The following is a 22,217-nucleotide window of genomic DNA, read 5'->3' on the forward strand; positions in this document are numbered from 1 at the left end:
GCGTCATCATAATCCCGTGGGGAAGGAAATGATATGCCTTGATCCCTCTCGGGATCCGGCGCCGCACGGGCGCCGGGAGAAGAGGATTACTGACCGATATTGACCAGCGTCCGACCATGAATATTATTGCTGAGGAAATCTGCGGCATACGCTGGCGCCTGCTCCAGCGTGATTTCAGTGGCCGCCTGCTGGTAGTAGCTCTCCGGCAGAAGCTGGGCCAGACGCTGCCAGACGGCGTCGCGTTCAGCGGTCGGCACCATCACCGAATCCACCCCCTGCAGACGCACATTGCGCAGAATAAACGGCATCACGGTGGTCGGCAGATCGAAGCCCCCGGCCAGACCGCAGGCGGCGACGCAGCCGCGATATTGCGTTTGCGCCAGCACTTTGGCCAACACCGGGCCGCCAACGGTATCCACCGCGCCCGCCCACAGTTGTTTCTCCAGCGGACGGGTCTCCGCGAAGTCGCTGCGCGGCAGGATCGTATCGGCGCCCAGCTGGCGAAGGTAATCGTGTGTCGATTCCCGGCCCGATACGGCCGTCACCCGGTAGCCAAGGGCTTTCAGCAACACCACGGCGGTGCTGCCGACCCCGCCGCTGGCGCCGGTGACCAGGATATCCCCGCTGTCAGGGGTGACGCCCGCACTAACGAGAGCATCAACGCATAGCATCGCGGTAAAGCCGGCGGTGCCGATGATCATTGCCTGGCGCGCGCTGAGCGTCTCCGGCAGAGCAACCAGCCAGTCGCCTTTAACGCAGGCTTCGGTGGCCAGGCCACCCCAGTGGTTTTCGCCCACGTCCCAGCCGGTGAGGATCACGGCCTGGCCGGGAACAAAGCGCGGATCGCGGCTTTCTTTCACCTGACCGGCAAAATCAATGCCCGGCACCATCGGAAATTGACGGATAATTTTTCCTTTGCCGGTGATCGCCAGGGCGTCTTTATAATTGAGACTCGACCAGTCGATGGCGACCCGGACGTCGCCTTCGGCAAGAGCGGGCAGGTCGATATCTTTGACGGTGGCGACGGTGCGGTTGTCGATCTGGTCCAGAACTAATGCTTTCATGACAGAGTATTCCTCGTCGGAAGGGGGTTATCGGCGCTAGCGCCGTCCTGTGCAGGTGTTTTTGTTGTCATACTGTGCGCAAAAAAATCCCAGTACTGGTTAAGCGGTGCGGCAGACTGGACCAGCCTGGCGCGCATCACCGCGCCTTCCCAGCCGATCCAGAACACCTGGGCCAGCGCCTGCGGTGAGGCGTCGCTGGCGATGGCCCCGGCTGCCTGCGCTTCGCGCAGGCAGCGCGCCACGCGCGACTCCCATGCCGCCAGGATAGCCATCAACCGTTGGGGAAACGTCTCGGGTAACAACGGGGCTTCCTGCAGCAGGTTGCCCACCAGGCAGCCGCGGCGAAACTGGAATTTCTCCATTCCCTGACCGGCATGACGCACAAAGGCCGCCATTCGTTCCAGCGGCGGCACGGCGTCGTCCAGCAGGAATTTATCTAATTTATGCGCAAAGAAGTCGCCATAGGCGGCAAGCACGGCGAGGCCAAAAGCCTCTTTGCTTTTAAAGCAATGATAAAACGACCCCTTTGGCACGGCGATATTCTTGATCACCGCATCAATACCCGCCGCGAGATAGCCCGTTTCGGTCAGCACTTCAAGGCCTGAGCGAATCAGCGCCTGACGCGTATCGTCAAACTGGCGATCGACCTTGGGTGGACGGCCGCGGCGGGGCTTCAGGACGGTGGAGGTATTGGGATTCATGATTTAGACCGTGTGGTTTAATTGTTTGTCAGGGTACGCCCAATTCAGGGGGAGGGCAAGCATTGCGCGTAGCGTAAGGCTGGCTGTCCAATCATCCTGAAATGGGGGGGCGTTAAGAATTATTTATCGCAAATACGTGGTTCGCACTGCCGGCGGGGGCACGAAATATAACTCTGCCGGGTATATTAGACTGGTCATTAATATCCATATTCACAATGCATAATACGAATTAATAATATTGGGAATATATAAACAGCGGAGGGCTGGAGCGGTTGAGTGGTTTTGTCCATGTGAAGAGGCTAATTTGCGAAGTCCCCGGTCGACAGTCCTGTGAGGACTTCTCCCCGGAATGCCGGCCGGCGATGATTTGCAGACGATAGCGGATTGACAAACGCGGCTTGATAAAAGACATTGTCACCCCTGATCCGGCACCGGTTGCCACCTCAGTTTAAATATTATCGCCGGCAGACAATGACGTCTGTCTTAAATTATCGGTGACTGGGTAAATAATCTGTTACCGAAACAACACCTGCGAAAAAGGATTAACAGCCTGATGTACAGAATGAATATTGCCGTCAGAGGAGGGGATGAATGTCGCTAATTGCTATCGTGCTGGTCTTTATCATGGCCATCGTGGTGACCGTGTTCCTGTCCCATCTTCTGCCCGTTAAAGTGCCGCTACCGCTGATCCAAATCGCCGCGGGCGCCGCGCTGGCCGCCAGTGGCTTTCAGGTCGATTTTGACCCGCATATTTTTTTACTGCTGTTTATCCCGCCGCTGCTGTTCCTCGATGGCTGGCGCATCCCCAAAGACGCTTTTTTCCGCGATATGAAGCCGATTTTATCGCTGGCGATAGGCCTGGTGATGGTGACTATTCTCGGTATTGGCCTGTTTATTCACTGGCTGATCCCGGCTATCACCGTGGCGGCAGGGTTCGCTCTCGCGGCTATTCTGTCGCCTACCGATCCGGTGGCGGTATCGGCAATGACCGCCAGCTCGCCGCTTCCCTCAAGGATGGCGCATATTCTCGAAGGGGAGTCGCTGTTAAATGATGCTTCAGGGCTCGTCGCCTTTAATTTCGCCATCGCCGCGGTGCTGACCGGCAGCTTCTCCCCGGGAGACGCGGTGGTGAAATTTTTCCTGATGGCCTTCGGGGGCATCCTCAGTGGCCTCGTGGTGGTGTGGGTCACCGGCAAATGTAATAACTTTCTGGTTCGGCGCACCCGCGAGGAGCCAGCCATCCAGATCCTGATCAGCCTGCTTATCCCTTTCGCCGCCTACCTGCTGGCCGAGGCGTTCCATGTCTCGGGCATTCTTGCCGCCGTCGCCGCCGGCATTGCGATGCATTATGAGCAGCTGTCGGGGCCCCGGCTTCCGGCGACGCGCATGAAAAGCAGCGCGGTATGGTCCATGCTGCAGACCACCCTCAACGGGATGATCTTTCTGATGCTGGGCGAGCAGCTGCCGCGCATGCTCAGGACGCTGCCGGCGGTAGCCAGCCAGGCCGGCGTCTCTTCGCCCTGGTATCTGCTGCTGTACGCCGTGGCCATCACCCTGGCGCTCGGTCTGATGCGCTTCGCCTGGGTATGGCTGTCGATGAAGCTGACAATTTTTCGCCGTAAACGTCGGGGCAAGGCCATCACCGTCCGTCCACGATTCAGTATCCTCGCCGTCATGGCGCTGGCGGGAGTGAAGGGCTCTGTGACCCTCGCCGGTATTCTGACGCTGCCGGTGGTGCTGGCCGATGGTTCGCCGTTCCCGGGCCGTGAACTACTGATCTTTCTTTCGATGGCGGTGATCCTGATGTCGCTGGTGGTGGCGGCTATCGGTCTGCCGTTTATGACCCGTTATCTTGCCGATGATCTACCGCATGACACCGGTAAGGACGACATTGGCGCCGTGATGACCGAGGTGGCCATTAACCGTCTTAACGCGCTACTGGACGAGCCGGTGGAGGATCCCAGTGAGCAGGCCCTGCGGGCCGATGCCGGCAATATGCTGCTCGAAACCTATCAGCGGCGGCTTCACTATAACGACAATGACGAGGGGCAGGATGTCGGGCTGGAGCTGGCTAAGCGCGCCAGGCTGGAGAAATATATGCAACGAGAGGTCATTATCGCCCAGCGTCAGGAGCTGTTCCGGCTGCGCCGCGCCCATAACATCAGCGATATCACTTTTTATGAGGTGCTGCGGGAGATAGATCTGAAGGAAGAGAGTTTACGCTAAAGCCGCAATCGCCGGAGGGTGGCCATTCGCCTTCCGGCAGAAGTACCGGCGCTGAAAAGCAAAAAGCCTGCTCGAAAGCAGGCTTTTTTAAATTTGGCTCCTCTGACTGGACTCGAACCAGTGACATACGGATTAACAGTCCGCCGTTCTACCGACTGAACTACAGAGGAATCGTGTGAACGGGGCGCATATTAACGATGCCATCCGGCCTTGTCAAAGCCTGATTCAAAGAATTGCGTTCGACTGCTGACAATTTCAGCAATCGCCACCCATGCGCTGTTTTTTTCACCATGTTGCACCGTTGTAGTGCGAATGTACCCCTAATGGGGCATACCACAATCTGCTTACCGGGCAAATAAAAACCGAATTGCTATCACTATCCCTTATAACACTGCCTGTGGCGGGCGACAGCCGAGGAAATGCAAAGCTGGCAAGCAAATTGCAAAAGCCAGTGCATCATACTCCCAGCGTTGACGCTGGCGTTCCTTACAGGAGGCAAAATGAACTTAAGACGACTGAAATATTTTGTGAAAATCGTCGATATCGGCAGTCTGACCCAGGCCGCTGAAGTCTTGCATATCGCCCAACCGGCCCTCAGCCAACAGGTCGCGACCCTGGAAGGTGAAATGGACCAGCAGTTGCTGATACGCACCAAGCGAGGGGTCACGCCAACGGAAGCCGGTAAAATTCTCTACACCCATGCGCGCACTATCCTGCGCCAGTGCGAGCAGGCGCAGCTGGCGGTCAATAATGTCGGCCAGACGCTGCGTGGTCAGGTGTCGATCGGCCTGGCGCCGGGCACCGCGGCCTCCGCCATTACCATGCCGTTGCTGCAAACGGTGCGCAATGAGTTGCCCGAGGTGATGGTCTATCTGCAGGAGAGCAGCGGCACAGCGCTGAATGACAAGCTGCTGGCGGGCCAGCTGGATATGGCGGTGCTCTATGAGCGTTCGCCGGTGGCAGGCATCGTCAGCCAGCCGCTGCTGAAAGAAGACCTTTACCTGGTCGGCACCCGCGACTGCCCGGGGCAGAGCGTGGATCTCACGGCGGTGGCGGAGATGAACCTGTTCCTGCCCCGCGATTACAGCGCAGTGCGGGCGCGGGTCACCGAGGCATTCACCCTGCGTCGTCTATCGGCGAAAATTATCGGCGAGATCGAATCCATTACCACCCTGACCGCGGCCATCGCCAGCGGCATGGGGGCGACGGTGTTACCGGAATCCGCTGCCCGTTCCCTGTGCGGGGCGGCGAACGGCTGGATGGCGCGGATCAGCACGCCTTCAATGAGCCTGTCGCTGTCGCTGAACATGTCGGCTCGCGGCAGTCTGTCGCCGCAGGCGCAGGCGGTGAAAGAGATCCTGCTGTCTCTGGTGAGCCGCCCATCGCTGGAAAACCGTGAACTGCAGCTGGTCAGTTAGGGTATATTCTCTTAAGGAATAAGTTGCTGGTTTTTATTATTTGTTACCTGGGACAACAGACTTTAACAATAGCAGATACGTTAAGTCCATTGGCCCGGAGGAAAGGGTGAACTTCCAGCAGCTGAAAATTATCCGTGAGGCGGCCCGTCAGGATTACAACCTGACGGAAGTCGCGAATATGCTCTATACCTCGCAGTCAGGCGTCAGTCGCCATATCCGGGAACTGGAAGAGGAGCTGGGGATTGAGATCTTTATCCGCCGCGGCAAACGCCTGTTAGGCATGACCGAGCCGGGTAAAGCGCTGTTATCGATTGCCGAGCGGATCCTCAATGAAGCCAGTAACGTTCGGCGGCTGGCGGATCTCTTCACTAACGATGCGTCAGGCGTCTTAACTATCGCCACCACCCATACTCAGGCGCGCTACAGCCTGCCGCCGGTCATTAAAGCTTTCCGCGAGCTGTTCTCAGATGTTCGCGTCGAGCTGGTGCAGGGTACCCCGCAGGAAATCGAAGCGCTGCTGCATAACGGCGGAGCGGATATCGGCATCGCCAGCGAGCGCCTGAGCAACGATCCGACGCTGGCGGCTTTCCCCTGGTTCCGCTGGCATCACAGCCTGCTGGTGCCGAAGGAGCATCCTTTGACGCAGGTTTCTCCCCTGACGCTGGAGGCGATCGCCCGCTGGCCGTTAATCACCTACCGCCAGGGGATCACTGGCCGTTCGCGCATTGATGAGGCGTTCAACCGCAAGGGGTTGATGCCGGATATCGTGCTGAGCGCGCAGGATTCCGATGTGATCAAGACCTATGTGGAGCTGGGGCTGGGCGTCGGGCTGGTCGCCGAGCAGTCCGGTGATGCCCGGGAAGCGGACACCTTTACGCGTCTTGATACCCGCCATCTGTTCGATGCCAATACCGTGTGGTTGGGACTGAAGCGGGGCCAGCTGCAGCGGAATTACGTTTGGCGCTTTATCGAATTGTGCAATGCCGGACTGTCGCTGGATGAGATTAAGCGTCAGGCGATGGAGCCGGAAGAGGCCGCAATCGACTATCAGATTTAAGTCATTGTGGGTCAGCGGATCGAGGCGAGGAAATAACGCTATAATTCACACACGAGAGTCGCGACTGAGGAAGGGAAAATGACGATGCGGCGTGTGAAATTACTCTGTACGGCGCTGATGCTGCTTGCCAGCCACGGCGCGCTGGCCGTCAGCTATCCGCTGCCGCCGGAGGGGAGCCGTTTGGTGGGCAGCGCATTTACCATTGCCGTTCCGGAGAATAACACCCAGCCGCTGGAAAGTTTTGCCGCCCAGTACGGCCAGGGGTTAAGCAATATGCTGGAAGCCAACCCCGGGGTCGATGTCTATTTGCCGCACTCCGGTTCGACGCTGACTATTCCGCAACAGCTGATCCTGCCTGACACCGTGCGGGAGGGGATCGTCATCAACGTCGCCGAGATGCGTCTCTATTATTACCCGCCGCTGGGCAATAGCGTGGAAGTCCTGCCAATCGGCATTGGTCAGGCCGGACGCGAAACGCCGCGTAACTGGGTGACGGCAGTAGAGCGTAAGCAGGAAGGCCCCACCTGGGTGCCAACCGCCAATACCCGCCGCGAGTATGCGAAAGAGGGCAAAACGCTGCCGGCGATGGTGCCCCCCGGGCCCGATAATCCGATGGGGCTGTATGCGATCTACATCGGCAGGCTCTACGCCATCCACGGTACCAATGCCAACTTTGGTATCGGGCTGCGCGTCAGCCAGGGATGCATCCGCCTGCGCAATGACGATATTAAATTCCTGTTTGATAACGTGCCGGTTGGGACGCGGGTTCAGCTGATCGATCAGCCGGTGAAGTACAGCGTGGAGCCGGACGGCAGTCACTGGCTGGAGGTGCACGAGCCGCTGTCGCGCAACCGCGCGGAGTTTGAATCCGACAGAAAAGTCCCCTTGCCGATGACCTCGGCGCTGCGCGACTTTACCCAGGGGCCGGGAGTGAGCCCTGCCCAGGTCGAGCAGACCCTGCAGCGCCGCTCCGGCATGCCGGTGAATATCAGCGCCACAGCGGCGCAGGGAAGTTTGTAGCGGGTCGTTTAGTCTGATTAACGGCTATTGTAAGAAGGCTCTTTTGCTGACGATGCATTCAACGTTGTTGGGAATAAGGATCGGGAAACCGATCCTTAACTTATCAACAGTGGCTGTGATGGCGTTTTAATGAGGGCGCCAGGAGATGCTCAGGAGGGGATGATAAAGTCTGCAAATATATCTATGGACTTAATATTGTTACTGAGGATTTTTTTTGGGCTGCCATTGTCCATGAAAGCGAAGATCCCCTTTATAATAGCCATTATCCAGAATATAAGACGGATGAGTTCTGCTGAATCCCTATTGTCAAAACACGCCTGACCACAGTCACTACCGCTGAACCCCATCGCCGCTGATAAGCGAATCAGGGGATGGCGTCACTGATTGTTGGCAATGGGGACATGCTGCAGCATCACTTCAACGATCCAGTCAATAAAAACGCGCAGCTTGGCGTTGACATGGCGGTTCGGTGGAAACGCCAGGTACAGAGGCATTGGGCTAATCCGCCATTGTGTAAATAATGGAATCAAAGCGCCAACGGCCTGATGCGCTGCCGCCATATAGTTGGGCAGCGCAATCACGCCTAAGCCAACTAACCCAGCTTCGAGGTAAGCATTGCCATCATCCACGGCAAGTACGTAGTTGCCCGTGATTTCAATACGTTCATTCTCACTGCACAGTACCAAAGGATCAATCTTACTGGTGCGTGAGGACAAGAATCCCACTATGCAATGGTCAGTATTTTGCAGCTCGCGCGGGTGTGCGGGAGCGCCAAGGCGTTCCACATAGCTGGGGGCGACGTAGACGCCGATTTGCAAATCGCCGACATGGCGTGCGATTAGGGACTGGTCGGTGATTTGACCTCCGCGCAGAACGCAATCCACGTTGTCGCCGATCAGATCCACTACCCGGTCGCTCACACCCATGTCGATCTGGATATCAGGGTAGCGGGCGTGGAAAGCCGGTAGCGCCGGCACCAGAATAAGGCGGGCCAGCGGACTCGGTACATCCACCCGTAGCCGTCCCCTGGGCGTCATCGCCGCACTGGACAGGCTGTTTTCAGCATCCTCCATGTCTGCTACGCAGCGGCAGACCCAGCGGTTACCGCCGGATCGAAAGTCTGTAGCCATAAGGTTGGAAGCAGCATCGCTGATTTTCACCTGCGGGGATCACATACGGAACGTTGGACGATACCTACGGTACGATGCTGCTTATACCCGCTGGCGGAGAGATGTCAGAAGCGACGGTGTTGCCGATCTTTTTTGGAACCGCGCATTATTGCCTTACACCCAGGTATGGTCCGGCACGGTTAAACCGCCTTTATTTAAGCCTTTGCGGGAGCGTGGGCTCACGGCCGTTCAGCTTGCCTCATAGCAAGAAAATAGCACCTACACCAGGATAAGATTGCATGTTTGGGGAGCGGAGAGGATCACGAAAAGCAAAAATCCCGCTCAGGTTTCCCTGAGCGGGATTTTTAAATTTGGCTCCTCTGACTGGGATCGCCTTTGCCAGTAAGTGGCTAATAAGTAAGCTAAACCAGAGTTATCTTCCTGTCAAGACCACCAGAATGACCACCAATAGGAGCTGGCTACATAAATTTGGTTTGAGCTTCCCTACTGCATGTGGTGATAGTTACTATAGTGTCCCTACGTGGGAAGCGCTGATCCTCCCCCCTAGTGGAACTGTGTCTAAAGAGCGATAACAGTCCGCTCAGGGCGTGAAGCGGAAGTTGCTAAATCAGTCTATGTTAATCAACGAGGAGCTGGTAGATAAGATTGACACTAAAAATTATGGTGATGGTTCCATCAATAACGTGTTTGTTATCTGGACTTTATCATTAAAATCCTCTACAAAATCCGAGTGTTTTAAATTTCTAGGCTTCGTACATCTACAATCTGTACTCGTTGAAATTCCTTCATCTCCAGAGAAGTACTACAAGTTACGTATCCATCAAGAACGTGTTATGGAAGGTATGATGCCTGAAGAACCAAAAGCCATAGTTATAGAAGATACTGAGTGGGGGTGTATCCACTCGCAGTATCACTACCAAGATAAAGATCCTGCGATAATAACATGTATCGTAAACGTAAATAATACTGACTTAATAGCTACAGAGCTTGTGAACTCAGTGTTGAATACATCCTGGATTTCTTCTCTCGATGCTGGTACACAGCGATCATATAAAGTTACCGCGAAAGAAACGACTGATCCTACCCTCGTAATATGGACACTGCTCTAAGCGAGGTTCTGGTTTTCAAATTGTTCCGGAGTGAGACCGCCACACCAACTGTGCCGTCGCCAGCGACTGTAATCACATTCGATATAATTAAACACCGTTGCCCGCATTATTTCCCGGCTGATAAAGTGTTCTCCATGGAGACATTCCACTTTCAGTGAATGAAAGAAGCTTTCCACGCAGGCATTATCGTAGCAGCAGTGTAAATAGACCCATTTTAGTTCCATACACTTTTTGAGATCCCGGCCAAATAATGGCGCTGTCGGTATTCCTCCGGTGTCATATTATTCAGCGATTCATGCGGGCGTTCACAGTTATATTCTGATAACCATTTTTCCGTGATTTCCCGTACTTCATTCAGCGTTCTGAACAGATAAAAATCGAGTATTTCTGTTCGGTATGTCCGGTTAAAGCGCTCAATGAAAGCGTTCTGCGTCGGCTTACCCGGCTGGATAAACTCCAGTTTTATTGCATGTTTCTCTGCCCATTCAGCCAGTGCCAAGGAGATAAATTCCGGGCCGTTATCCAGACGAAGCATGGCCGGATAGCCACGGTTTGCCGCGATCCTGTCGAGTACACGGACCACTCGCTGAGCTGGCAGATTCAGATCGATTTCAATCGACAATGCCTCACGGTTAAAATCATCAACGACATTGAACGTGCGAAAACGACGGCCACAGACTAGGGCATCATGCATAAAATCGACAGACCAGCTCTGGTTCAGCGCTTCCGGCGTGGCCAGTGGCAAGGGATTACGCACCGGCAACCGTTGTTTGCCCTTACGACGAAAATTCAGCTTCAGCAGACAGTAAATGCGATGGATCCTTTTGTGATTTCACAGGTGTCCCTGCCGCCTCAGAACCTGAAAAAGTTTCGGAAAACCATATCGAGGATACCGCTCTGCCACCGCCTGCAACGCAACAATAACGGGTTCGTCACGTGTGGTATCCGGACGATAATGATAAACCGTTCTGCTCAGGTTCAGACTCCGGCAGGCCTGACGGATACTGAGTCCGAACGTCGTTATCAGATGAGTAACCAGCTCACGCTTAAAGGCTGGTTTTAAAGCTTTTTTTCGATAACGTCTTTCAGCGCCCGGTTCTCCAGACTCAGGTCGGCAAACATTTGTTTTAGACGGCGGTTCTCGTCCTCAAGATCCTTGATTTTCTTAATATCAGAAGCCTCCATGCCGCCGTATTTGGACTTCCAGTTGTAATAGGTGGCTTCAGAGATTCCGGCCTCGCGACAGACATCTTTAACAGTTCGTCCGGCTTCAACCGACTTAATCACGGCGATGATCTGATGCTCAGTAAAACGGGCTTTACGCATAGCGCTCTCCTTCGTTGGCAGATTGATTATGCCGGATGATCTCTAAATGTGAATGGCACGATTATGCGGGATACTTACACCACCGACGGAATATGAAAATCAATATTATCGACGGCTCAGAAGTGTCTAGATTATCCGTGGCGATTCAATTCTGCCCATTTGACGAATGAATTAGCTGATAGTCGTGGTGATAAAGTTGGGACTGCATAGGAAATAGTTCAATAGTTATTTTAGGGGTGATGAGTGGAGAGGCTAATGCGAGAAATGAGTTACATATTTTCCATTGAGAGAAATAAACAGGTGAACCTCTATATTTTGAAGTTAGTTTTTTATTTGTTAAATGAAATTCAATACAATCCAGTCCTAAAGATAGGCCTTTACCTCGATATTTGATGTAAGCTTCTTTGAGCGTCCACATTTTCCAAAAAAGTAATTGACCTTCATAACGAGGAAGTGAATCTATGTTAGTAGCTTCCTGTGGAGTAAAAAAATGCTGACTGATATTCAGATAAGAGTTGTCTAAATCTCTTATTTGTTCAATATCGACACCAAGCTCGCAGTGAGAACTAATAGCAACGGCTACTGTATCTATAGTATGGGAAAGGTTAAAAAAAATCTTTTTTGCCAACTGAGGAAAAACTATAAATGGTTTGCCATATTTGCACGTACTAAATTGCCATGATTGTAATGAGACATCAGGTTGAAATCTTTTTAGTGCTGTTTTGAGCAGGATACGGCTTAAAATATAGAGTTCTTTATCACTCACAAAATGAAACTGATCATAGCGTTTTATTTCTTCCTCATTGAGATAGTGAAGGAAGTTATCTCTACTGGTTTGATGAAAAAAACTAGTGTGTCCAATTAATATATCAATCCTCATTTAGATAATCTCATTTCTGTTAGCAATGTGTATAGCGTGATTCGTATTCCGAGCTTGTATTTTATGTTTGATGTTTTTCACATGAAACTTTACTGTGTTTATTGATATGTTAAGATTATGTGATATTTGAGAGTACTCATCACCTTGTGCCAGCATGCGCAATACTTGTCTTTCACGCAGAGATAACGGGTTTTTTTCTTTGAACTTATCCATGTTTCCCCCCATCCTGAATGGTATCTGTGTATCTGTGTATCTGTGTATCTGTGTATCTGTGTATCTGTGTATCTGTGTATCTGTGTATCTGTGTATCTGTGTATCTGTTGTTTTGGCAGTATTTAAGAGGAATTTACGATACAACGGTTTTTATGTAAATGGGAATTACGCATTATTTTCTATGTGGTGGCTGTATCAATTCATACCCGCTACATCATGTATGTACTGCATGACTTACATGTTTTTGCTTACAGACAGAATCTAATTCATTGAAGAAAAACATGTAATCAGAATATAAGGATTTTTTTGGGGTATTCCTGTAAGTGATAAAATGCAATATGATTATATGAATACGCAATAAAAAACTATACTTGCGGATAGGTGTGCCATTTAGAATAATCATGTTAAATAATCTATAAATCCGATAATAAGGTGATGGTTATGGATAATACCTCTGGAGATTTTCCATGTAATAAGATGGACACACGTAAGCAGTTACCGCTAACACCAAGTCAACAGGGGTTTTTATTCCATTCCTTAAAGGATAAGAAAAGGAGTAACTACCATGAGCATTTTACATGCATTTTTTCTCAGCATGTAGATAGCGCCCACTTCAAGTGGGCGCTGGAAACGTTATTTCGAAAGCATGAGTGTTTTCGCACTGATTATAACTGGGAGATTGATGAGCGCCCTTGTCAGGTGGTGAAGACCGATGTGTTGCCGGATATATATGTGTTAGACTGTGAGCAAGAGGAAATACGTTTTCTACTAGCTAATGATGACATTATCATTCCTGTCCCGCAGGATGACGGTATTGATGCTATAATTCCTCAACTGCTACAGGCTGATTTAAAATACCCATTTTCCTTGAAAACGATCCCAGTCCGGGCCTACCTTATTCAGTCAACGAAAGAAAGTGCTTTTATACTATCATACCATCATATTGTGATGGATGGCTGGAGCTTATCCCTTTTCATTAAACAGTTGCTCCAACTCTATGGAGCGGCTGTGGTCAGTGGTGTGAGGGATGATAGCGCCATTATCCCCTCATCTCTGAAACCCCTTGTAGACACACTGTCGGCCCGACGTCACACCTTTCAGCACGAATATTGGGCTGCATATCTTCGGGAGGGAACACCAACTTGTATCGTGCCGCTGTCACAATATCACACAGATACTGAAGCCGAGAACAATTCTTACGTTAATCAAACAAATCATGTGGAGATCAATTTTTCTCCGGATGTGTGTCAGAAAATACAGACGCTATGCAGCGATTATCGTATCACCCCCGCAGTAATCTTCTATGTGGCTTGGGGCATCCTGCTACAACGTTGGTGCTATGCTGACGATGTGTTATTCGGCGCGACAATATCAGGGCGAAATATACCAATTGATGGTATAGAAGAAACACTAGGGCTATTTATTAACACGTTGCCGCTGCGTCTGCGTGATGATGGGGCGACACTGTTGCAACACTTACAACGTATGCACCAAACACTAATAGCTCACTACAGCAATGAACATGATGCCTTAGCCAGCATACAACGGTTGGTACATAAAGAAGGTCATGCTGGTGATCTTTTTAATACCTTAGTGGTGTTGGAGAATTATCCCGTTGATATGACATTATTGTCATGCGCGTCGCCCGTGGCAATTCGCCATCTCAGTGTACATGAACAAACGCACTATCCGCTGACCTTGACCATCACTCAACAGAAGGGATTCCGTTTCAGTATTGCATATGCCCTTAACTACCTGACCAACAACATGGCGCAAGCGTTGCTGATGCACCTGAGTTATCTGCTTGAACAACTGGTGGACAATCCGCAGCGCCCCATTGCTGCGTTGGTAAACTTGTCCCCATGCCAGCAGGCGCAGGTACTTCAACCCTATCTGGAACGCATGGCATGCCGGGATTGGGATAGTCAATCCAACGTCATCGAACAATTTCATCAAGTTGCTGCGACTTCGCCAGCACAGGTCGCAGTGGTTGATGAATTGTGCGCGTTGACCTATTCGGAGTTGGCAGCACAAGCTGAGCAGCTCGCGGCTTATTTGGTACAGCAGGGTGTTATGGTTGGCGATACTGTAGGCATAATTAGCGAACGCCGGGTAAACACCGTGGTTGCCATCATCGCCATCATGTTGATCGGGGCTGCTTATGTGCCCATCAGCCCCGACTACCCAGTGGGTAGGATGCAGGAAATTATTGATGACAGCGGCTTGGCGCTGTTGCTGGTACATGGCAAACCGCTAGATGCATTAAACGTTGCGCAGAGTGACCTCTGTGCATTTCCCGTCGCGCCCTCGGTGGTATTTCCGGTTATCACACCAGATTCTCGCGCTTATGTGATTTATTCATCGGGGTCGACGGGTAAGCCAAAAGGTATCGCGGTGGCGCACCGCGGTTTATTGCGCCTGATACAAGGCGACAGCCCGCTGAAGGTGGAGAGCGGTGAGACAACGCTGCTGACCTGCCCATTTGAGTTTGATGTTTCGGTGTTTGAGATGTGGTCTACCTTGCTCAACCACGGCAAACTAGTATTACTCAGCAAACAGGCATTACTTGATATCGATCACATTCGCCGCACGATCGCTGATGAACAGGTGGCGCGCGCCTGGTTTACCTCATCCTTGTTTAACTCCTATGTGGCAGAAGGTGCCGATTTCTTCGGTATGTTACAACACATTACGGTGGGCGGCGAAGCAGTATCTGCGTGGCATGTCAACGACGTGATGCAAAAATACCCGCATCTGGTGGTGACAAACGGTTATGGGCCGACGGAAAACACTATTTTTACCACCGCATACCGTTTCAACGGGTTGCAACCCGCCCGAGTCCCGATAGGATACGCGGTACCGGGCACCTCGCTCTACATTACCGATCTCCATGGGCATTTGTTGCCTATCGGTGCCACCGGTGAACTAGCAGCGGGTGGAGTGGGGGTCGCCATCGGCTATCAGAACAACCCGGCGCTAAGTGCGACGGTTTTTGTCCCTGATCCTTTTATTCCCGGCGGTATGATGTACAAAACTGGCGATTATGCCCGGTTGCTGGATGATGGCTGTGTTGACTGTTTTGGGCGTAAAGACGGTCAAATTAAGATCAATGGACAACGAATTGAAACCGGAGAGATCGAGCAGCGCCTGCTGGAGTGCTCCGGCATTATCGAGGCGGTAGTGGTTCCTTACCGCGTACGTGAAACGCTGCATATTGCGGCAGTGGTCTGCGTCAATGATAGCTATGATGAGGTGGAAGTTCGAGGGCAATTGGCTGACAGATTGCCGCCATTCGCTATTCCGGAATCCTTGGTGGTGGTGACGGAGATTGCAAAAAGCCATAGTGGCAAGGCCGACTTGACGCAGTTGCGGTATCTCCTGCCCGCAACTCAGTGCAACGCCGTGTCCACCACGATATCAGAGGTGCATAGTGACATGGAACATGCGCTGCATGCTATCTGGCAACGCGTACTTGATAGACAAGACATTGATAGCAATGCCTCCTTTTTCGCCCTCGGTGGCACCTCATTGGGTACCATCAGGGTTAAAGGGGATATTAAGCGGCAACTTGGCTTGGAGATTGATATTACCGATCTCTTTAAGTACCCAACGCTCACGGCGTTAGCACATTTTCTCGATACTGCCGTATCGCCGGAGGATGCAATTCCAACGCGTGCTGTTGTCTACAGCGACATGCCGGTGGCGATTGTCGGTATGGCGGGACGTTTCCCCGGTGCGGCGAATATTGCAGCGTTGTGGACGCTGGTTGTAGGAGGGGAATCGGGATTAACACTGTTCAGTGATGAAGAGTTGCGCGCGCATGGTGTGACACCTGACACGCTTAAACAAGCGAATTATATAAAAACCAAAGGGATTGTTGATGATCACGAATGGTTTGATGCGGATTTCTTTGGTTATACTCCCAACGAGGCGGAATGTATGGATCCGCAAATTCGCTTATTGCATCAGTGCTGCTGGCAAACTCTGGAACACGCTGGGTGCGATCCTGCCACCTTTACTGGTGCGATTGGCATTTATGCCGGACTGCTGACATCCCCCCACTGGCTTAATGCGGTAATGCAAGACACTACCGACTCTACCGCCCTGTACAAGGCCAGTATCCTGAATATCCATTCCGTCACAGCATTGATTGCCCATGCGCTTAACCTCACCGGCCCTGCCGTGACGCTTGACACCGCCTGCTCCACTTCGGCAGTGGCTATCCACCAGGCCTGCATCGCACTACGTAACCGGGATTGCGATGCGGCATTGGCGGGCGGCGTTTCTATCGAGATGCCTGCGTACCGGGGCTATGAATATCATGAAGGCATGATCAATGCGCGAGATGGTGTCTGTCGTCCTTTCGATAGCCAAGCCTCTGGCACAGTCACCGGTGATGGCTTAGGAATGCTGCTGCTAAAACGTCTGGACGACGCGCTGGCGGATCGGGACTGCATCTATGGTGTGATCAAAGGTTCGGCGGTCAATAATGATGGCAATAACAAAATCGGCTATACCGCGCCGAGTGTGATCGGGCAATCAACGGTAATCCGCACCAGTTTGCGCCGTGCCGGTTTTGATAGCGACAGTATCGGATTGGTGGAAGCGCACGGCACCGGTACGGTGCTGGGTGATCCTATTGAGTTACGTGCGCTTAATGAGGTGTTTGGCCCAACACCTGTTCCGTTTTGTGTGGTTTCAGCGCTGAAAAGTAATATTGGCCACCTCAACTCCGCTGCGGGAGTGGCGGGCGTCATCAAAACAACGCTCGCCCTGCATCATCAAGTGTTGCCACCAACAGCGCACTTTCGCCAACTCAATCCTGCTATAGATCTATCGCGTTCTGCATTGTACGTTAACCAGCAAGTCCAACCGTGGCCGTCGACGCGTCCTCGTCGTGCACTGGTGAGCTCCTTCGGCATCGGCGGCACCAATGCCAGCATCGCACTAGAAGCACATCAACATGAGGACGATCCTTCAGCGACGGGGGTACGCGACAGCTATCTGTTGTTGTTCTCCGCTAAAACACCCGCTGCGTTAGAGTTGCGCGTGGCCTCCACACTGGAATATGTCAAGCATGGAGTAGGGGTGCGCCTGCCGGATGTGGCTTATACATTGCAAACTGGACGCACAGCCTTTGACCATCGGCGGGCTTATTTGGTGAGTCGTGGGTCGAAAATCGATCTCTCCTGTGCCACGATATTGCAAGCGGAAATCTTCAATGGTCAGCGCACGACAGCGGAGATCTGCTTCATGTTTCCTGGTCAAGGTAGCCAATATCACGGCATGGCCAGCGCGCTCTATGCTCATCAACCCATGTTTCGCCAGCACATGGATCGCTGCTTTGCTGCATTCCAACGCTATTCGACGGTCGATCTCAAGGCGTTGTTGTTTGACGATGAGGATACGCGGGATATTGATCAAACGCAGTTCACACAACCGGCGTTGTTCTGTGTCGAATACAGCCTAGCGCGCACCTTGATTGATCTGGGGATTACGCCGGACAGTATGATCGGGCACAGTCTGGGCGAGTATGTTGCGGCCTGTATTGCTGGCGTATTTACTCTTGAGGATGCGCTGCACGTCATTGAGGCGCGCGGACGTTTGATGCAGTCCATGCGTCCCGGTAGCATGATGGCGGTCTACCTTAGTCGCGAACAGTTGACCCCATGGCTAGCTGCAGAACGGGGTATTGAACTGGCGGCTAATAATAGCGCGCATTTTTGCGTAGTCGCGGGCGAGCAGGCGGCCATTTCCCGTTTGAGCACACGCTTAGTCGAGGGCGGGATACAGCACAGGCGCCTGAAAACCTCTCACGCATTCCACTCGGCCATGATGACGCCGATGCTGCACGATTTTGCACAGTTGCTGGGGCAAATCCCGATGCACGCGCCGCACAAGCGCTTTATATCTAATGTAAGCGGTACATGGATTACTGAGGAGCAAGCTACCTCGCCGGATTACTGGGTGCAGCAAGTGCGCAACGCGGTGCTGTTTAGCGAAGGTGCGGCGCAACTGTTGGTACAACCCACGCTGTTTATCGAATGTGGGCCGGGTAATACGCTCTCTACCTTTATTCAAGGACATAACCAATACAGCGATCAGCCGACCCTGTTGACGCTACGCAAAGCCAACGCGGCGATCGATGATGAGCACATGTTGCATCGTACGCTGGCGGCGCTGTGGGTCAGGGGGGAGAATATTGATTGGAGACGCTTTAACCAGACGGCACTCGGCAAGCACATTCCATTGCCGGATTACCCCTTCGAACAGACTTATTACTATCGCTATGGTGCTGCACTTTCCGGTTATCGCCAGTATCCAAATCCTCTGCGCCGTCCGCAAGATGAGTGGCTCCAGCGTGTGCTGTGGCGGATGCACGACACATCCTTGCGGGAGGCGTTCTATGCGCCGGGCGAATTGATCATCATTATTAGTGCTGACGGCGACAAGTTACAGCAGACGCTGATGAGTAGTGGTGTCGACAGCATCACAATGCCGCTGCCGATATCGTCAGAGGACGACGTGTGGGATAATGACCGTATTCTGATGCATTTCCACGACATCTGCGCACTTTTAGCACACAAAACCTACCGACAGTTACATTGCTTGTATGCTCCCGGTGCGGAGGCAGGATCATCGTTGACACAGTCGCTCTCGGGACTTTATCGTGTTGCTCGCTGGTGTATGCACAGCACCACGCCGCTGGCGTCCTTAACAGTATTGACCCATGGTGCGTTTCGCGTACAGGAAGAGGATAATCCCGAACCGACGCTGGCAGCGTTGTCGGGCGCAGTAAACGTGTTTGCCCAAGAGCTGCACCCGACCGAAGTACGATTGATCGATATCGATGCGCAGAGCAGTGATGAGAATCTGAACTTGCTAACCCAGCGTCTGGCCCCGAAACAAGAAACGGTAATGGCGCTCAGGCAGGGGATGCTCTACCTGCGACGCTTTATCCCGACACGGCTGTTGGCGCACTTACCCCCTCAAACAGGGTGTATACCGGGCAACGTACTGTGGATTATCGGCGGTGAAAAGGGGATTGGCCGCATGATCGGCGAAGCGCTTGCTCAGCGTGAGGGAGTCCGTGTGGTACTGAGCAGCCGCACAGGTTATCACCATGAAGCGGTGCAGCAGGACGCATTAGACGTTATCCACTGCGACGTGACGCAGGCGGAGGCGGTTAGAGCTTGTCTGGCAACTCTGCTCGAACGCTATGGACGGTTGGATGGCGTGATTTTTGCTGCCGACGCTACCACCACATTGACACTGCATCAATTGAGCGAATCTGCGCTACGCGACACGCTAACGGTGAAAGAACGGGGTACTGCTAATGTGCTGCATGCGTTAGCGCAACGGAATCTGCTGGATGAGCGTCTGCTACTGCTGTTCTGTAACTCGTTGGCTGCCGTGAATGCGGAGATTGGCCAGACAGGCTATGCTACCGCCAGCGCCTATTTGGATGCACTGGCACAGCAACTGCGTACCCGCTACAAGGTGAATGCGCTCAGTATCGGGTTGGATGCATTGCGTGAGCAGGGCATGTTGTTGGATGCTATAAACGGCAGTGAATACGATGTCTTGCGTGGACTGCGCCCTTTGATGACGGGAACGTTGCTACAGGCTTATAAACAACAAGGGGCTGACGCCAGCTACTACGCGCGATTATCCCCCGAGTCCGATTGGCTGCTGGATGAGCACCGGATATCCGGTATCGCCACGCTGCCGGGAACCGGCTATCTGGCGCTGGCGTATGAAGCTCTGCGCCATTACTTTGTGCAAGACCAAATCTGCATTGATGAATTGGTCTTTTTGGCACCGTTGACTGTGATGGACAACTGCAGTGTTGACGTTTTTGTTGACATTTCACCTAACGGGCAAGGAGTTAGTGTCGAGGTGAAATCAATGACGGAGCGCTTTAGTGGCACGTTAACAACCCATGCCAGAGGCAGGGCGACGCGTCTGATGGTAGACGATAATGTTGTGTGCGATCTCACGGGGCTGATGCGCGAGATGCACACTATCACTCCTCCAACAAAGGAATTATCGAGCACGCATTTCCACTATGGGCCGCGCTGGCACAGCGTACAACAACTGTATGGCAATACCGCCCAGACTCAGGTTTTCGCAACGCTGGCCCTGCCCACCGTTGCCGCTAATGATACGATCGCACTGCACCCTGCGCTGTTGGACATCGCCAGCAGTGTTGTCGAACAACTGCCTGGTTTTCATACTGATTCGGTACCTTTCCTTTATCAGGATTTACGCCTGTACCGCCCGTTGCCGAACACCTTACATGTGGCGCTGACTGTCAATCGGCACGATGAGGAGGGTGACAGCTACGCTTTCACCCTCTACGACATGGCAGGCGAGATGGTTGCCCGCTGTGCGGCAATGGTGAAGCACAAGGTACAGCTCCACATACAAGATGTCGATGACGACACGCGACTGCGCGTGCCCAGTGCCGATAACTACCAACTGCGGCTGGCCGCTGAGGGGGAGGGGGCAGGAAAGCTAGCGTTGTGCCCTACGCCGCGCTTAGCGCTGGGGGATTCACAAGTAGAGATTGAGGTACTGGCCACCGGACTGAACTTTAAGGATGTGCTGTTCACCACGGGATTGCTCCGGCAGCAGCCGGGTGAGGCTCCGCTGCAATTGGGACTGGAGTGCGCCGGACGCATTACTCGCGTGGGTAAAAATGTCACTGAATTTGCCCCGGGAGAGGATGTTATGGCGGTGCTAAACGGTGGTTTTGTCCAGTACGCACGGGTAGAAAGCGATTGCGTAGTGAGAAAACCAGCCCATTGTCGCATCGAACAGGCGGCTGCGCTGCCTATCGCATACCTCACCGCCTATTACGCACTGGTGGTGCGCGCTAATTTGCAACCCGGAGAACGAGTATTGATCCATAGTGCGGCGGGGGGCGTTGGCTTGGCTGCGCTACATATTGCCAAACGCTGCGGAGCACAGATCTTCGCCACAGCAGGTAGCGAGCAGAAACGCGATTACTTGCTTTCGCTAGGCGTACATGCCGTAGCTGATTCACACGACGAACAGTTCGCTGCCACTCTGCTGACCGCATCGGACGGACAGGGGATGGATGTGATCCTTAACTCCCTCACAGGCCGTCTGCTTGACGCTAGCCTCGCGCTGCTGGCACCGCTGGGCCGTTTTCTTGAGCTGGGCAGCAAGGACATTGTGGAAGACAAAGCGCTACCGATGCGTTTCTTCGCCCAAGGCGGCACCTTTATTCCGATTAATTTTCACGCGGCGCATGGTGCGTTTAGTCGCTACCTGCAACAGATTGTCGCTTGGATAGATGATAACACGCTACCGCTCCTTCCATGCAAATCCGTACCATTGCCCGAGGTTGCACGCGCCTTCGCCTCCCTGACCACGCCGCAGCATATTGGCAAGGTGGTGGTAACGCATCGCACTGCGGCAGGCATGGACCGGCTGAACGCCATGATAGCAGAAAGGCGCCTCGGCGGCTATGCGCTCAGCATGAGCAATGCCGAGGTGATGCGCCAATTGTGGCCGATACTGAACACTCGCAGTCCGTGGGCGCAACTGCTGCTCTCACCTCGGGCGATCGATAGATTAGCGCGGGGCAACCGGGTGGATCGCGGTGTACCGTCTGCCGCTAACGATACGATTACTCAGCAGACAGTGAAAAAGCGGCCCCGTCCGGAAATTGGCGTGCCTTACAGCCCCGCGACACGTGAAGTGGAACGCGTGCTCTGCCAAATCCTGGAAGAGTATCTGGGTCTGGATAGAGTAGGCATTGACGACAACTATGCCGAATTAGGGGCAACCTCACTCGATATGGTGCAACTGAGTGGGCAAATGGCGTGTCACTATCCGCAAGTGAGCGTGGTGTCGCTGTACAACCACGCCACCGTGCGCCAGCTGGCGACGTTTTGCCAGCCCCCGGAGGGCGAGTCAAATGCGCCATCACCACAGCCTGCAGTACAGACGAATACGCGCGCGAATCAGATAGCAAAACGTGCTTTGCAAATTGCGAAAAATACTGCGCGCAGTCACACGTCTTTGCATTAATCCGGGCGCCT

The 22,217-nt window shown here is 53.1% G+C and carries 11 protein-coding genes, 1 tRNA gene and 3 pseudogenes; 6 read left to right on the forward strand and 9 right to left on the reverse strand.

Annotated features, from left to right (window positions below; genetic code table 11):
• Positions 1 to 86: 86 nt before the first annotated feature.
• Positions 87 to 1,064: an MDR family oxidoreductase gene (locus DR88_RS04605; protein ID WP_004148972.1), complete on the reverse strand. Its 978-nt coding sequence runs from the start codon at positions 1,062 to 1,064 to the stop codon at positions 87 to 89.
• Complete coding sequence (gene acuR / locus DR88_RS04600; RefSeq protein ID WP_004175384.1) at positions 1,061 to 1,765, reverse strand: acrylate utilization transcriptional regulator AcuR; 705 nt, start codon at positions 1,763 to 1,765, stop codon at positions 1,061 to 1,063. Before acuR ends, DR88_RS04605 begins: the two co-directional genes overlap by 4 nt.
• Positions 1,766 to 2,356: 591 nt before the next feature.
• Between acuR and DR88_RS04595 the strand changes: the two genes are divergently transcribed.
• On the forward strand, positions 2,357 to 3,991 hold the full coding sequence (locus DR88_RS04595; protein ID WP_004148971.1) for a Na+/H+ antiporter: 1,635 nt from the start codon (positions 2,357 to 2,359) through the stop codon (positions 3,989 to 3,991).
• Positions 3,992 to 4,085: 94 nt separating this feature from the next.
• On the opposite strand, the gene DR88_RS04590 is transcribed toward DR88_RS04595, so the two are convergent.
• Positions 4,086 to 4,161, reverse strand: a tRNA-Asn gene (locus tag DR88_RS04590).
• 330 nt (positions 4,162 to 4,491) lie between these two features.
• Here DR88_RS04590 and nac point away from each other — a divergent pair.
• The 3 genes from nac to ldtA all read left to right on the forward strand — a co-directional run bounded on the left by nac (position 4,492) and on the right by ldtA (position 7,486).
• Positions 4,492 to 5,409, forward strand: a complete 918-nt coding sequence (gene nac / locus DR88_RS04585; protein WP_002911729.1) for a nitrogen assimilation transcriptional regulator NAC — start codon at positions 4,492 to 4,494, stop codon at positions 5,407 to 5,409.
• 106 nt (positions 5,410 to 5,515) lie between these two features.
• Positions 5,516 to 6,466, forward strand: a complete 951-nt coding sequence (cbl, locus tag DR88_RS04580; protein ID WP_023287797.1) for an HTH-type transcriptional regulator Cbl — start codon at positions 5,516 to 5,518, stop codon at positions 6,464 to 6,466.
• A 78-nt stretch (positions 6,467 to 6,544) separates the two neighbouring features.
• Complete coding sequence (gene ldtA / locus DR88_RS04575; protein ID WP_004148968.1) at positions 6,545 to 7,486, forward strand: L,D-transpeptidase; 942 nt, start codon at positions 6,545 to 6,547, stop codon at positions 7,484 to 7,486.
• Positions 7,487 to 7,635: 149 nt separating this feature from the next.
• Here ldtA and DR88_RS0126605 read toward each other — a convergent pair.
• Both DR88_RS0126605 and DR88_RS04570 read right to left on the reverse strand, forming a co-directional pair.
• Positions 7,636 to 7,833 (reverse strand): annotated as a pseudogene (locus DR88_RS0126605) (hypothetical protein); the annotation flags it as partial.
• Between the two features lie 30 nt (positions 7,834 to 7,863).
• Positions 7,864 to 8,616, reverse strand: a complete 753-nt coding sequence (locus DR88_RS04570) for a LysR substrate-binding domain-containing protein (protein WP_223174602.1) — start codon at positions 8,614 to 8,616, stop codon at positions 7,864 to 7,866.
• Positions 8,617 to 9,230: 614 nt separating this feature from the next.
• Here DR88_RS04570 and DR88_RS0126610 point away from each other — a divergent pair.
• Positions 9,231 to 9,725 (forward strand): hypothetical protein, encoded by a 495-nt coding sequence (locus tag DR88_RS0126610; RefSeq protein ID WP_025861909.1) that lies wholly within the window; start codon positions 9,231 to 9,233, stop codon positions 9,723 to 9,725.
• Here DR88_RS0126610 and DR88_RS28560 read toward each other — a convergent pair.
• The 4 genes and pseudogenes from DR88_RS28560 to clbR form a co-directional block, all read right to left on the reverse strand.
• A pseudogene (locus DR88_RS28560) lies at positions 9,722 to 9,922 on the reverse strand (IS3 family transposase); the annotation flags it as partial. The gene DR88_RS0126610 and the pseudogene DR88_RS28560 sit on opposite strands and share 4 nt — an antisense overlap.
• A gap of 17 nt (positions 9,923 to 9,939) precedes the next feature.
• Positions 9,940 to 11,051 (reverse strand): annotated as a pseudogene (locus DR88_RS29405) (IS3 family transposase).
• A 145-nt stretch (positions 11,052 to 11,196) separates the two neighbouring features.
• Complete coding sequence (gene clbA, locus DR88_RS28565) at positions 11,197 to 11,931, reverse strand: colibactin biosynthesis phosphopantetheinyl transferase ClbA (protein ID WP_004148960.1); 735 nt, start codon at positions 11,929 to 11,931, stop codon at positions 11,197 to 11,199.
• Positions 11,932 to 12,144, reverse strand: coding sequence for a colibactin biosynthesis LuxR family transcriptional regulator ClbR (clbR, locus tag DR88_RS0126620; RefSeq protein WP_000357141.1), 213 nt, complete (start codon positions 12,142 to 12,144; stop codon positions 11,932 to 11,934).
• Positions 12,145 to 12,585: 441 nt separating this feature from the next.
• Between clbR and clbB the strand changes: the two genes are divergently transcribed.
• Positions 12,586 to 22,206 (forward strand): colibactin hybrid non-ribosomal peptide synthetase/type I polyketide synthase ClbB, encoded by a 9,621-nt coding sequence (gene clbB, locus DR88_RS04555; RefSeq protein WP_032443986.1) that lies wholly within the window; start codon positions 12,586 to 12,588, stop codon positions 22,204 to 22,206.
• The last annotated feature ends 11 nt before the right edge of the window (positions 22,207 to 22,217 follow it).

The organism is Klebsiella pneumoniae (assembly GCF_000742135.1).
GTDB classification, from domain to species: Bacteria; Pseudomonadota; Gammaproteobacteria; order Enterobacterales; family Enterobacteriaceae; genus Klebsiella; species Klebsiella pneumoniae.